Here is a 13,986-nt window from a genome sequence, read left to right as displayed (position 1 = left end):
ATGAGTTTATTTACAGCCAGTGATTTACATAATTTGGAACTGTATAGCTGAGTATTGTACATGATAATATTGATAACAAACGATGATGGCTTTGGAAGTGAAGGAATAAAATTACTCAAAGAGATTGCACGGAATTTTGCATCAGAAATATGGATAGTGGCACCAGATACTGATAGAAGCGGGGCTGCAAGATCTCTTGATTATCCAGTGAAACAATCTATTGGAATAAAACAACATAGTGAAAGGGAATTTAGTGTGTCTGGTACTCCTGCAGATTGTGTCATTATTGCGCTAAATAAAGTTATGAATAAAAAACCAGACTTAATATTGTCCGGAGTAAATATTGGATCAAATGTCGGGGACGATATTTGTTATTCAGGAACAATTGGTGCTGTAATGGAAGGTGCTGCAAGGTCTATACCTTCTATTGCGCTGAGCCAAGTTTATCATGATAAAATAGACTGGCACAATACAAAGGTTTTTGCACCAAAGGTTATTGCCAAGCTAGTTAAGGTTGGTTGGCCTAAAAACATAGTGATGAGTGTAAATTTTCCTGCTACGGAAAAAGTAAAAGGAGTAGAATTTGCTGAACAAGGTGAATATAACATTGATGGGGATTTAACTTTTACTGAAAATTCGAATGGCTCTTTTAGCTTAAATTGGTCTCGAGAGCACTCAGGCAGTGGTAGTGTAAATAAAATAAAAGAAGGATTTATTACTATCACACCAGTAAAATTAGATTTTACAGATTATGATACATTGAATGCTATGAAAAATTCTTGTGCAGACGAATTTTCTTCTATAGCTGACTGAGAAAAACATTTGCATTGCTCCTAATTAGATGTTTTCTATTGTGTTATCGCGAGCAATTATTTTTTCTTCACCTGTATCCATGTTTTTAATCTTTAAAGTTTTACTACTCAATTCTTCATTACCAAAAATTAAGGCAGCTTTAGCATTTGCTTGATTTGCTTTTTTCATTCGGGTTTTAAGCGCTCCGCTATATTCATAGATTACATATAAACCATTTCTGCGCAATTCATTTGCAAGTGTTAGAGCATGTTCATCAGCCTCTCTGCCGATCGGAATTAGGTAAATAGGTCGCTCTTCTTTCGGAGAATAATTGATTAACTCCATTATGCGTTCAATACCTCCTGCAAATCCTATTGCTGGAGTGTGTTTTCCACCTACTGAAGATACTAGATTATCGTATCTTCCACCGGCAAAAACTGCCCCTTGTGCACCTAAATCTTCTGTGACAAACTCAAACACTGTGTGGCAATAATAATCCAAACCTCGAACTAGTTTATTGTTTACGGTATAAGGTATATCAAGAATTGTTAATCCATTTAGTATTTGTTCAAAGAAATCTGAGGACTCTTTCGTATAATAATTGCTGATTTTAGGTGCACCAGAGATTATTAATCTATCTTTCTCATCCTTAGAATCTAGTATTCTGAGTGGATTTTTGATCAACCTATTTTTGCTATCTTCTGATAGATCATTTTGGTACTTTGTAAAGTATAAGATCAAAGCTTCTCTATATTTAGTTATTGTTTCACCATCACCTAAAGAGTTGATTTCCAGCTTTACATTTTTATTGATGCCAAATTTAGTTAGTAAGTGCTGAGCGAGTGATATCAATTCAATATCAGCTTTTGGATCTTCTATGCCAAAAATCTCAAAATTTATCTGATGAAATTGCCTTTGTCTTCCCTTTTGAGGTCTTTCATAGCGAAATGCAGGTCCTGTTGAGAATAATTTTATCGGTGTTTGCAGTTTTTTTTCAATGAGTAGCCTGACAATCGCTGCAGTGAACTCAGGACGTAAAGTTATGCTCTTTCCTCCTTTATCATTAAAGGTGTACATCTCTTTATTGATGATGTCTGAGCTATCACCTAAAGTCTTTGTGAAAACTTCCGTATATTCAAATATCGGAGTTTGAGCAGGCAAAAAGCCATATAGACTTGAGATTCTGCTTGCTATTTGCTCTATGTGTTTAAACTTGTACCATTCATCAAACAGGAGATCTTTTGTTCCTCTAACCGTTTGATTAGTCATAGTGTGGTCTCTATACCTGCAACCTCTGGTATGTGGTAGCTCAGCATATTCTGCACTCCTTGCTTGAGGGTAATTGCAGCACTTGGGCATCCAGAGCAAGCTCCTTGTAACTCAACATAAACTATTCCATCTTTATAGCCACGAAATTTGATATCGCCACCATCTTGAGCAACTGCAGGTTTGATGTAACTTTCCATCAATTCTTTTATTCTATTTACAATTTCTATATCACTTTCATCAAAAAATTCTTCATCTGGATCATTCACTCCTTCTTTATCTAGCGCTTTTCCACCTGAAGTAAAGTGATCCATGATTGTAGTTAAAATTTCTACTTTTAATGTATCCCAATTAATTCCACCCAATTTTGTTACTGAAATAAAATCATGACCAAAAAACACTCTTACCACATGTTCTATTTGAAAAAGATTTGCTGCTAACTTGGAGTTTTTTATTTCATCTGCATTTGAAAAATCAGCCGTTTCTTCTTCGTTTAGAATTGCAAATCCAGGAAGAAATTTCAGTGTGTTTGGATTAGGTGTTTCTTCAATCTGAATGAACATGTTATTTACCATGACGATTATAATTGTTACTATTTAATCATAAAATGATAAAAAAATATACATGTCATTCATCTTTTTCCTTTTTCTGATATTCATAGTGATTACATTTATTCTGCCTAGTGTTTTTGTATTTTTTCTCTTCCTGACAAAAAAAAATAACGTAAGTTTCATGATGAACTCTATATTGAGTAAGTTTTTGAACGAATTTAATAGCAGTAGAAGTTGTACTGAAAATTACACCGGTGATAACATGTCCAAAGATGAAGCATTAAAGATACTGGGGCTGAATCCTGAGGCCAGTCAAAATGAAATCAATAAAGCATATCAAAATTTAATGAAGTTAGTTCATCCAGATAAAGGAGGCTCGGAATATTTTGCGCAAAAATTAAACGCAGCACGTGATAGGTTGCTGAAGAAGTAGTAATTAGTATTACTTTAAACTTTTTATTGTGCGTAGAGGATAAGCTGCTACAATAAAATGAGTTAAAGATAGCAATATTCAAAAAACTTTAAGTTATGCAGGAAGATAACAAAAAAGAAACAATAAAAGAAGAAAAAGGCATATTAGGGTGGATAGAATATAGACTGCCTATATTTTCTTTTCTAAGACACACTGCTTCTTACCAAGTGCCAAAAAACTTAAATTATGCTTGGAACTTTGGCTCTTTGGCTGGTATAGCGCTGATTTTACAAATAATAACAGGCATATTTCTTGCTATGCACTACACTCCGCATGTTGATTATGCGTTTAATAGTGTAGAGCGCATAATGCGAGATGTAAATTACGGGTGGTTAATACGCTACACTCACGCTGTTGGAGCATCGCTCTTCTTTATGGTAGTCTATGTTCATATAATGCGTGGGTTATATTACGGATCTTACAAGAGGCCACGAGAGATGGTGTGGTTTGTTGGTATATTTATATTTTTTGCAATGATGGCAACTGCCTTTATGGGATATGTATTGCCTTGGGGACAAATGAGTTTCTGGGGCGCAACAGTTATAACCAACTTATTTTCTGCTATACCTTTAATTGGCAATAAAATAGTTATATGGTTATGGGGTGGTTTTTCAGTGGATAACCCAACACTTAACCGTTTTTTCGCTCTGCATTATCTTCTGCCTTTTGTTATTATTGCTTTAGCTATGCTTCATGTGATAGCTCTGCATAGGTTTGGCTCTGGTAACCCAAGTGGAGTGGAGGTAAAATCAGATAAGGATACCATTCCTCTCTATCCTTATTATATAGTCAAGGATTGCATAACTTTTGGTCTGTTTTTTGTAGCTTTGTTTGCATTTGTTTTTTATGCTCCCAATTATCTTGGGCATCCAGACAATTATATAGAAGCTGACTCTATGGTAACTCCGGTACATATAGTGCCAGAGTGGTATTTTTTACCTTTTTATGCAATGCTACGTTCAATTCCAGATAAACTTACTGGTGTGCTTACTATGTTTGCATCTATTTTAGTTTGGTTTCTGTTACCTTGGCTTGATAGATCAAAAGTTAAAAGTGGTGCTTACCGCCCGGTATTCAAGAAATTTTTTTGGGTTTTTGCAATAAATTTTGCACTTCTTGCCTGGCTTGGAGGACAAGAGGTGAAAGAGCCTTACATCACTATGAGTAGGCTATCCACTCTTTATTATTTTGCATACTTTGTAATAATTTTACCACTGCTTAGTAAATATGAAAAGCCAGAAGAACCACCAAAAACCTTAAGTGATTCTGTGCCGGAGATGAAATAATGCTGGTTAAAAATATATTGGCTGTGTTTTGTGCATTATTCCTTACTAATTTTGTGTATGCAGAAGATTTTAAACCATCACCAAATAAAAAAATGGACTGGAAATGTGATGGAATTACTGGGTCTTTCGATAGAGAATCAATTCAACGTGGCTACAAGGTATATAAGGAAGTCTGTGCTGCTTGTCATTCAATGAATAGAGTAGCATTTCGTAATTTGCAAGACATCGGTTTTTCTGAAGAAGATGTAAAACAGATTGCGGCTTCTTACCAAGTTAAAGATGGCCCAAATGATATGGGTGAAATGTTTGACAGACCTGGAGTACCTTCAGACTATTTTATTGCGCCTTTTGATTCAAAAGAAGCAGCTGCAGCAAGCAATAATGGTGCTGTTCCACCAGACTTATCGTTAATTATTAAAGCAAGGCATGATGGTGCAAATTATGTCTATTCACTGTTAACAGGCTATCAAAACGGCGAACACGATGAAAATGATTTATATTTTAATTCGTATTTTCCAACAGGCAGATTAGCTATGGCGCCACCACTTTCTGAAGGAATGGTGGAATATGATGGTGCAAGACAAGCCACAGTTGAAAATATGGCATATGACGTGGTAAATTTTTTACAATGGGCAGGAGAGCCAGAATTAGAGCGCAGGCATAAACTTGGATTAAAAGTAGTGGCGTATTTTATAATTTTAACAGTGTTTTTTGTATTAACTAACAATAAAGTTTGGAGCAAACTCTATAAAAGGAAAAAATAGAATTTCTTACATCTATTTACATTCACTTTCATACCTTATTTACACTAGCAAGTGTATTATACAATAATAAACACATTATGAAAACATAGTAGGTAGAACTCATGGAATTTCAAATCACTACACATTTTCAACCAGATGGAGATCAACCACAAGCAATCGATGGCTTAATTGCAGGGCTAAATAGCAATAAAAGAGATCAGGTTTTGCTTGGAGTTACTGGTTCTGGGAAAACTTTTACTATGGCAAATGTTATTGCAAGAACAAATAGGCCTGCATTAATTATGGCACACAATAAAACTTTAGCAGCACAGCTTTATGAGGAAATGAAAGGATTGTTTCCCAATAATGCTGTTGGATACTTCATTTCTTATTATGATTACTACCAGCCCGAAGCCTATTTGCCACAAACTGATACTTATATCGAAAAAGACTCCGCAATCAACGAAAGAATTGACATGCTGCGTTATTCTGCCGTTTGCTCCCTTTTGGAGCGCAGGGATACGATCGTAGTTGCCAGTGTTTCCTGTATATACGGTCTTGGCTCGCCTGAAAGCTACCTCAGCATGACCATAACGCTTAGTGTTGGAAATGAAATTCGTATTAATGATTTCCTGAGCAACTTAACTGATCTCCAATACAAGCGCTCTGATGCCAGGTTTGAGAGAGGATATTTTAGAGTGCGCGGCGATATTGTTGATATATTTCCTTCCCATTATGAAAGTAAAGCTTGGCGTTTATCGTTATTTGGCGATGAAGTAGAAGAAATTTTTGAAATTGATGCTATGACCGGCAATGTTATCAAACGCATAGATAAAATCACCATTTTTCCAAATAGCTATCACATTACATCACGTGAGACCTTGTTGCAGGCAGCTCAGCTAATCAAAAAAGAGCTGCATGAACGCTTGGATTATTACTACTCGCAAAACAAGATTATTGAAGCAAAGCGCCTCGAGCAACGCACTGATTTTGATATCGAAATGATGAGAACAACAGGAATATGTAAAGGTATTGAAAATTATTCGCGTTATCTCTATGGAATGGAAGCTGGGGATCCACCGCCTACTTTGTTTGAATATTTACCCAAAGACGTAATTTTATTTGTTGATGAGAGTCATGTCACCGTTCCTCAGGTTGGTGCGATGTACAGTGGTAATGAGGCGCGTAAAAAGAAATTGATTGACTATGGCTTCAGGCTCCCTTCCGCTTTTGATAATCGTCCATTAAAATTTGAAGAGTGGGAGGAAGTTAGGCCGCAGACTATTTACATTTCAGCCACTCCCGGAAAGTATGAGTTAGCAAAGACCAATAATGTATTTATAGAGCAAGTTATCCGTCCAACAGGGCTTACAGACCCAATCTGCATTGTGAAACCAATAGAGAGTCAAATTGATGATGTAATTCATGAGGCACAAGTGACAATAGGGAAGGGATTTTGTGTTTTGATCACTACATTGACGAAAAAAATGGCTGAAAATTTGGCTGAATATATGAGTGAATTGAATATGAGAGTGAGTTATTTGCATTCTGATATTGGTGCGCTGGAGAGAATAGAAATTATATGTAAATTAAGATCTAAAGAAATCGATGTTCTAGTAGGTGTTAACTTACTGAGGGAAGGTCTTGATATTCCAGAGTGTGGGTTGGTTGCAATTTTGGATGCTGATAAAGAAGGATTTTTGCGATCGGCAACTTCATTAATTCAAACGATCGGTCGTGCTGCACGTAATGCTGAAGGTAGAGTAATTTTATATGCAGATAAAATCACTGGTTCTTTAGATCGTGCATTAAGAGAGACCGAAAGAAGAAGAAAAAAACAAGAAGAACATAATATATTGCACAATATTGTCCCAAAGACTATAATAAAACCTATATCAAACACCTTACAGGAGAGGGCAATAGCAGAACCAAAAGTAAATACTAATAAGGATGACTTGAGAAAGCAAATGATAGAGCATGCTGAAAATTTAGAGTTTGAAGAAGCAGCAAGAATAAAAAAATTATTGTAAGGTTAAGTAATATATGATGCTATGGGCATAGCATGAAAGTGTAAACAACCTGCTATTCTCCTTCTTACTTTAACTCATCTTTTTGAGCCTTTTGACAATATTTTAGAACTGAAGAAGGAAAGGTGTATTTTTTTATTGACTTATCTATATATTACAGTAATCACTGAAGAATTAGTGAGTAATGGTTATAGAATATGCATGGTGGGGTACCAAACAAGGAATTAAATGAAGAATTACGTAACATTTTAAATGAGTTGGCAAGCAATAGAGGTCTATTAGATAGTTCCGATAATATTAAATATATAATTTCTCTTCTAGAAGCAGGAGCTGATCCAAATATACAGAACCAAAATGGAAAAACTCTGTTACATTACGTTGCTGAACGTAACGATATTGACGGTATAGGGTATTTTTTAGAAGTAATAAAAGCTAATCCAAATATGCGAGATCAAAGTGGAAAGACTCCATTTGAATATGTTACTGAACATGAGTGCCGTCAAGCTTTGAAGGATTTGGGTTATGATTTAGATGATTCTTATGAAAATGAAGGGAATCCGGCAACACCTGATAGTTCGGTAGGTGAAAGAAACGATTGTTCAAATAGCTCTGGTGATGATAGTCAGATAGAGTCTGTTAAATTGAGTGATTGTAACACAGAAGAGGATTCGGACTATTATTCAGATGATTCTCGTGAAAATGAAGGGAATTCAACAACACCTGATGGGTTCGGTAGATGATTGTTCAAATAGCTCCGGTGACGATAATAAAACAATTTCTACTGAACCGAGTGATTGTGACCCAGAAGACGAGGATTCGAGCTGTAGTTCAAGTGATTATCTTTTTCTAGAAGACTCACTGTTAGCGAAGCTAGAAATACCATTAACTACAGATGAACAGGAGCTAATTGATAAGTTTTGTGAGGAGATAAGAGGTATGACAGCACAAAATAAACAAGAATCTGAAGAAAATATTCTAGAAAGTATTGAGAAAATAGTAGATGAGTACTTGAAGGAAGGAATAAGGTTAAATTCAAGTTGTAGTGATGACAATGAAAAAGATGATAAAGAAACTGTAACAAATTTAATATTTAAAGAAATAGACGATGTTCTTAGTAGTAATAATTTGAAACTACGCGATGAAACTGGAGCGCGTGAAAGGCAGTCTGATGGTATCTCCGACCAAGACGATGACAATGAAGATAAAGTTTCAGGCATCATAGAAAGCATCACTAACAAGTTATTGTTAAAAGGTGGAAAAGCAAGACAAGAATTTTTCTTCGGTAATACCGATCTAGCACAAGATTATGGATGGCTTTGTTGCATAGCACCTTAAGCAGTGATGGTTTACGACAAATTTATGTAATGATTTCAAATTTAGCCATACCAATATCAGTGAATTTGTTGAGCAAATAGCACTTAATTAGTAATTCTTTTTCACGATTTACTTCAGATTTATTCCTAAAGCTAAATCCAAATACTTGCTTCAACCTTGAGAAAAATCCTTCTATGTAAGATCTCTTTCCATAAATTGCTTCCTTTTTCCACTCTTTTACACCATCTTGTCCATATAATTTTATTAACCTAATAGCAGCATTTCTGTCAGACATATAATCTATTTTTGAATGTTCTGCTGCATCCTTTTTTGGTAGAACTTTTGTCTTTATATCGTATTTCTTACACAATTTATAAAGTTTGTGCCTATCGTATGCCCTATCTGCATATAATGCTTTTATTTTGTGCTGAAAATTAACTTCTTCAAGCAAATCGCAAGCTCCATAGTGGTCAGAGTAGACGCCATTACTGTATCTTGCAGCTATAGCTTTTTTACTATTCACACTTAACATAACATGTAACTTTCTTACTTGCTCGTAGCTTCGGTACTTTCTATCTGCACTGTTTTCCTTACTGTGGCCAGGAGTGTTACTGTAAATGCTGATACTTGTGCTATCTATGATAATTTCAATATTTTCCATGTTGCTTTTATCAACCCTGCAATCATTTATCTTAATATTAAGTTTTTTAAACCTTCTTGATGCTTGTGAATAGCTGATAACTGCCAAATTTTTTCCTATTTGTTGCAGATATCCTTTTATAAACCCCACCGTTTGTCTTAAACCAATTCTAAAAAGATTGACAATTATATGCACCAAAATTACGACTTTATCACTGTAAATATTGTTGCCGCCCTGCATTTTTGGACTATTTTCATACCAATTTTCGATAGCTTCATCGATGTAACGAAAAATATTTCCCCTTTTTTCAAGGAATTTGTTATATTCGTTTTGGTTACTGACTTTCATTTTCTGTGGCATATTTTTTCTTCAACAGTTAAATGGTTATTTATAATGAATTTTGTCAGTAGCCACCAGATTTTTTCGGTTGCTATGCAACAAAGCCGACTCGATTCCGGAAGAAAACTTCTTTATGCTGCTTATGATAATTGCAAACTCTTGCTGTGTCTCTTTCTGATCTTTCATCCTTTCTTTTTCCTCTTCCACTTCTTTTAAGTGTCCTTTCATTTCTGTGATTCTTGACTCAAATTCCTCTCGATTTATGTACTCGTTAGTATAACTATCAATCAGCCTTGAAATGCCTCGTTTTAATTTGCTTTCTTGCCTCTCAAGATCTTGCTCCAATGGTGACTCTTTGCCTCCCTCCAGTCTTTGTTGGTATTCATTCATCATCCCTTCCGGCTCATTCAATATGCTTTTTACTTTTTCCCATATAGCCATCTCTAATACATCTGCATGGACCGGTTTACTGTTACATATTCCCCTAACACTACTGCTAAAAGCATATATGGTGCTACAACGATAATAGTAGTTAATCCCTCCTTTTTTTTTACTCCCACCACGCACACCGCAATAAGCATATCTACAGTGTTGACACACAATTAAACCTTGTAGCAGGTACGCTGCTTTCCTTTTCTGTATTCTCGCTCTTTCTCTATTTTCAGCCAGTTGTTCTTCCACTGCATTAAATAATGCCTCATCTACTATCCTTGGTATTGGAATGTAAATCCAATTCTCTTTACTTGGATAAGTAAGAGAACACCTTTGCTGGCTGCCAGCATTTCTTTGTGGTCTTACTCTTGGTTTTGCTGGATTTGACTTAGTTTTACCAAATGCTGCTTGCCCTTTATACGCAGGATTTTTTAATATCTGCTGGATGGTGCTTCGGTTCCACATCTCTCTTCCTTTTTGTGTCCTTACTGACCTTTCTTTTAGCCTACGTATTGTTTCATTAATGCTTACTCTTTCTTCACCTATCCACATGAACAGTTTTTTTACTATTCTCGCCTCTTCTTCATTAATTTCAAATCTCCTTTCTTCACCTGTTGTGCCACTCTTTATGTATCGATAACCATAAGGCGCTACAGCCATTACACTTACACAGCCTTTTCTTGCTGCATGCAGTCTTCCTCGGCGATTCCTCTCCATAATCTTTGCTCGTTCATACTCTGCTATTGCTCCTTGCATTTGTAGTAGTAAATTAGATTCTGGACTATTACCAACCTGATGGTTTAAAAAGATCACCTCTGCTCCTGCTTTTTGAAATTCTTCCAGCAATATCATCTGATGTACGTAATTACGTGATAACCTATCTGGTGAGTGAATATAAATTTTATCAATTTTTCCTTCTGCTACTTTATCACGTAATTCATCTAAACCAGGGCGCTCTAATTTTGATCCACTATACCCATTATCTATGAATTTATGCTCATTTAGTAGCTCGTGCTTATCCTCATTAATTCTACTTGCCAACTCAGCTACTTGACTTTCTATTGTTCCTTCTTGTGCTTGCCTCTTCGATGAAACTCTTGCATATAAGCTCACTACTTTCATTTGTCCCTTTCTTTCCTCCTTTAACTTCTCACACTAGACTCATAACAGCTTTTGACGGTTTGTTGTTCTTACAGTTAGGAGCTTTTCTGTGAAAAACTGACTATTCTAATTCTGTCTTACAATTTTTCCTACAAATGCAACTTTTGTTTTCCCCATCTACTATATCAATTCTTTTTTATTGACCTTGCCTATTTCTATCATAAATTGCTGCGCCGTACTCGCTTTTTGGTCGTGCAATTCTTTCTCTGATAGCTTGTATATCTTGATTTTGTTTATTTTGGGTAACAAATTCTTTTATTCGAAATACTAGAGTTATATTATCAACGTTAATCTCTATTCTCTCAATTAACTTCCTTACTACACTACGTTTATCTAACCAATCCAATTGATCTAGCTCTAATTTTATCCCAGAATAAAACTCCTTTATGTTACCTATTATATTAGTCAACTCTTCCTGTACCTCTTTCTTATCTTTTATCCTTTTCTTTTCCTCTTCCTTTTCTTTTAAACGCTGTTTCATTCCTTTGATTCTTAACTCGAATTCCTCTTGATTTATATACCCACTTGCATAACTATCAATCAGCCCAGAAATACCTCGTTTTAATTTGCTTTCTTCCCTCTCAAGACCTTCCTCCAATAGCAACTCTTTACTTCCTAGCAGGTGCCGTTGATATTTATTTATCAACCTTTCTGGTTTCTTCAATATACCTTTTACTTTTTTCCATATAGTTGTTTCTAATGCATCTGCTTGCACCGGTCTATTGCCGCATGCTTCCTTATAACTTGGAGCAATACAACGATAATAATAATGATAGTAGGTTCCCCTCCTATTTATAGTAGATGCACCGCAATAAGCATATCTACAGCGTTGACACACAGTTAAACCTTGTAGCAGGTACGCTGCTCTCCTTTTCTGTCTTTTCACTCTTTCTCCATTTTCAGCCAGTTGTTCTTGTACTGCATTAAACAATCCTTCATCAACTATTCTTGGTACTGCAATATAAATCCAATTCTCTTTATCTTGAGAGTACATAGAATAACTTTTCTGCCTACCAGCATTCCGTTGTGGCCTTACTTTTGGTTTTACTTGGCCTACCTTAGTCCTGCCATACACTGCTTGCCCTTTGTATACAGGATTTTTTAATATCTGCTGGATGGTGCTTCGGTTCCACCTCTCTTTTCCTGTTTGTGTTCTTATTGACCTTTCTTTTAGTCTACATATTGCCTCTATAGTTCTTATTCTTTCTTCCCCTACCCACATGAACAATTCTCTCACTACTTTTGCTTCCTCTTCATTAATTTCAAATTTCCCTTCTTCGCCTATTCCACCCTTTTTTATGTACCGATAACCATAAGATGCTTTGCCTATTACACTGACACTGCCTTTTTTTGCCGTACTGATCCTCCCTCGTCTATACCGTTCTATCATCTTCGCTCGTTCATATTCCGCTATTGCTCCTTGCATTTGTAATAGTAGGCTTGACTCTGGGCTCTTATCTGTCCTGTGATTTAAAAAGATCACCTCTACTTCTGTTTTCTCAAACTCTTCCAGCAGTATCATCTGGTATACATAGTTACGTGATAACCTATCTGGTGAATGAATATAAATTTTATCAATTTCTCCTTTTCCTATTTTATCGCGTAACCTATCTAAACCGGGACGCTCTAAATCTGATCCACTATACCCATTGTCTATGAATCTATACTCATTTAGTAGCTTGTGCTCATCTTCACTAATTCTACGCTCCAACTCCGCTATTTGACTCTCTATTGTTCCCTTCTGTGCTTGCTTTTCTGATGATACTCTCGCATATAAACTCACTACTTTCATTTGTTTCTTTCTCTCTATTTTCTTTTTTTCTCTTTATTAATCTCTCTATCAGTTGCCCGTATACATCCGATAAGCGTTTATCTGCTAACTCATCAGGCTCATATCGACAGGTCACAGTTAACGTTCTTTTTCTCATAGTTTCTCCTGTAAATGTTTTTGTAGTTCAGGAGCCTGACCACTCCCTTTTTCCATAAATCCATTTATCAGCTACTCTTGCGAAAAAGACGCAACTGTTAACCTTCGTTTTGTTTTACTTTTATGCAAAATTTTAGAAACACATAGCTGCACTCCGCTATCTTTCATCAATTAAGCACTCTCCCAAATTATCAAGCTTCTTTTTTACATCCATAAGCTCTTTCTTGTGCCTTTTCCCTCAAACAACTCCTTCCATATTTTCCTCAGTTCTACCAACTTTTTTCCCTCCAATGATAAAACTTCCCTTTTTCCCATAATTACCTCTTTCTTAGCCACAGCCCTTCTAAATTTTTTCATCCACAAGCTCTTCCTTTGCCACTATCACACCTGCTGCCGTACTTTCCGATACAACCCTTATTCTTTCTATAAACTCCCTCTGTTTATTTGCGATTTTTACGTTCTCTAACACTTCTTTTATCTCTTTATTATTTCTCGCATAATCCATTGGGGTCTTGCCAAATTTATCCTTTTGCTCTACATTTGCTCCGGCTTTTACTAGCTCTTCTACTATTTTTATCTTTGCTACCATGCACGCAAGGTGTAACGGGGCAAATTTGCTATTTCGTTCCACTGCGTTTACATCGACTCCTGCCTTTATCAGCTCTTTTGTATTTTCTAGACGTTGCCCCATGACTGCTAGGTGTAGTGGTCTATATTTCCCGGCATCTGCTGCATCTACATCTGCTCCCTTTTTGATTAATAACCTCACTTTTTTTGGATCTAAAATTCCCACTGCATAATGCAATATTGTTTTTCCCTTCTTGTCTTTTTTATTAATATTTTCAAATGAGCTCTCTAATAATTCTTTCCACCAATTACTAAATTCTTCTCTTTCTTTCTTACTAAATTTTACCATAACGTTCCTCAGCTATTAATGTAATATAAAGTGGCTCCAATTTGGCTCACTTCAGCGCTTAGCAAATCTTGTTTGTTTACTAGCTACTTTTTCACTTAGGGCTGTTTTAGCATAAAAAGC

Annotated in this window: 15 protein-coding genes; 7 read left to right on the top strand and 8 right to left on the bottom strand. The window is 35.8% G+C overall.

The window, feature by feature from the left end; all coding sequences use genetic code 11:
- Positions 1-60 precede the first annotated feature (60 nt).
- On the top strand, positions 61-813 hold the full coding sequence (gene surE, locus ACJZL1_RS02990) for a 5'/3'-nucleotidase SurE (RefSeq protein ID WP_265025776.1): 753 nt from the start codon (positions 61-63) through the stop codon (positions 811-813).
- Positions 814-837: 24 nt separating this feature from the next.
- Here the strand turns inward: surE and hisS are convergent, their stop codons facing one another.
- Positions 838-2,061, bottom strand: coding sequence for a histidine--tRNA ligase (gene hisS, locus ACJZL1_RS02985; RefSeq protein ID WP_265025775.1), 1,224 nt, complete (start codon positions 2,059-2,061; stop codon positions 838-840).
- Positions 2,058-2,633, bottom strand: coding sequence for a NifU family protein (locus ACJZL1_RS02980; RefSeq protein ID WP_419247491.1), 576 nt, complete (start codon positions 2,631-2,633; stop codon positions 2,058-2,060). Before ACJZL1_RS02980 ends, hisS begins: the two co-directional genes overlap by 4 nt.
- Before the next feature lie 184 nt (positions 2,634-2,817).
- Here ACJZL1_RS02980 and ACJZL1_RS02975 point away from each other — a divergent pair, with 184 nt between their 5' ends.
- The 6 genes from ACJZL1_RS02975 (at position 2,818) to ACJZL1_RS02950 (ending at position 8,472) form a co-directional block, all read left to right on the top strand.
- Entirely contained in the window at positions 2,818-3,042 is a 225-nt protein-coding gene (locus ACJZL1_RS02975; protein ID WP_265021766.1) for a DnaJ domain-containing protein, read from the top strand.
- Between the two features lie 95 nt (positions 3,043-3,137).
- Entirely contained in the window at positions 3,138-4,367 is a 1,230-nt protein-coding gene (locus tag ACJZL1_RS02970) for a cytochrome b (protein WP_419247490.1), read from the top strand.
- Positions 4,367-5,131 (top strand): cytochrome c1, encoded by a 765-nt coding sequence (locus ACJZL1_RS02965; RefSeq protein ID WP_265035121.1) that lies wholly within the window; start codon positions 4,367-4,369, stop codon positions 5,129-5,131. Before ACJZL1_RS02970 ends, ACJZL1_RS02965 begins: the two co-directional genes overlap by 1 nt.
- 101 nt (positions 5,132-5,232) lie before the next feature.
- A complete protein-coding gene (gene uvrB / locus ACJZL1_RS02960) occupies positions 5,233-7,140 on the top strand; it encodes an excinuclease ABC subunit UvrB (RefSeq protein ID WP_419247489.1) in 1,908 nt (635 codons plus the stop codon).
- Positions 7,141-7,334: 194 nt separating this feature from the next.
- The gene (locus ACJZL1_RS02955) at positions 7,335-7,877 is read left to right on the top strand and encodes an ankyrin repeat domain-containing protein (protein ID WP_419247488.1); all 543 of its coding nucleotides are present in this window, start codon (positions 7,335-7,337) and stop codon (positions 7,875-7,877) included.
- Entirely contained in the window at positions 7,837-8,472 is a 636-nt protein-coding gene (locus ACJZL1_RS02950; RefSeq protein ID WP_419247487.1) for a hypothetical protein, read from the top strand. The genes ACJZL1_RS02955 and ACJZL1_RS02950 overlap by 41 nt, the downstream gene beginning before the upstream one ends.
- Positions 8,473-8,494: 22 nt before the next feature.
- On the opposite strand, the gene ACJZL1_RS02945 is transcribed toward ACJZL1_RS02950, so the two are convergent.
- The 6 genes from ACJZL1_RS02945 to ACJZL1_RS02920 form a co-directional block, all read right to left on the bottom strand.
- On the bottom strand, positions 8,495-9,451 hold the full coding sequence (locus ACJZL1_RS02945) for an IS5 family transposase (RefSeq protein WP_419247219.1): 957 nt from the start codon (positions 9,449-9,451) through the stop codon (positions 8,495-8,497).
- Between the two features lie 24 nt (positions 9,452-9,475).
- The gene (locus ACJZL1_RS02940) at positions 9,476-10,984 is read right to left on the bottom strand and encodes a recombinase family protein (RefSeq protein WP_419247486.1); all 1,509 of its coding nucleotides are present in this window, start codon (positions 10,982-10,984) and stop codon (positions 9,476-9,478) included.
- A 175-nt stretch (positions 10,985-11,159) separates the two neighbouring features.
- Complete coding sequence (locus ACJZL1_RS02935; protein ID WP_419247485.1) at positions 11,160-12,815, bottom strand: recombinase family protein; 1,656 nt, start codon at positions 12,813-12,815, stop codon at positions 11,160-11,162.
- Positions 12,724-12,951 carry a hypothetical protein gene (locus tag ACJZL1_RS02930; RefSeq protein ID WP_265026498.1) on the bottom strand — a complete coding sequence of 76 codons (228 nt, stop codon included), beginning with the start codon at positions 12,949-12,951 and terminating at the stop codon, positions 12,724-12,726. The genes ACJZL1_RS02935 and ACJZL1_RS02930 overlap by 92 nt, the downstream gene beginning before the upstream one ends.
- A 203-nt stretch (positions 12,952-13,154) precedes the next feature.
- Positions 13,155-13,286, bottom strand: coding sequence for a hypothetical protein (locus ACJZL1_RS02925; RefSeq protein WP_419247484.1), 132 nt, complete (start codon positions 13,284-13,286; stop codon positions 13,155-13,157).
- Positions 13,287-13,293: 7 nt separating this feature from the next.
- Entirely contained in the window at positions 13,294-13,866 is a 573-nt protein-coding gene (locus ACJZL1_RS02920) for an ankyrin repeat domain-containing protein (RefSeq protein WP_419247483.1), read from the bottom strand.
- Positions 13,867-13,986: the final 120 nt, after the last annotated feature.

The organism is Wolbachia endosymbiont of Rhagoletis indifferens (assembly GCF_048537595.1).
Lineage (GTDB): Bacteria > Pseudomonadota > Alphaproteobacteria > Rickettsiales > Anaplasmataceae > Wolbachia.
Note: the sequence above shows the minus strand (reverse complement) of the source record. Positions and strands in the feature narration are given on the sequence as shown.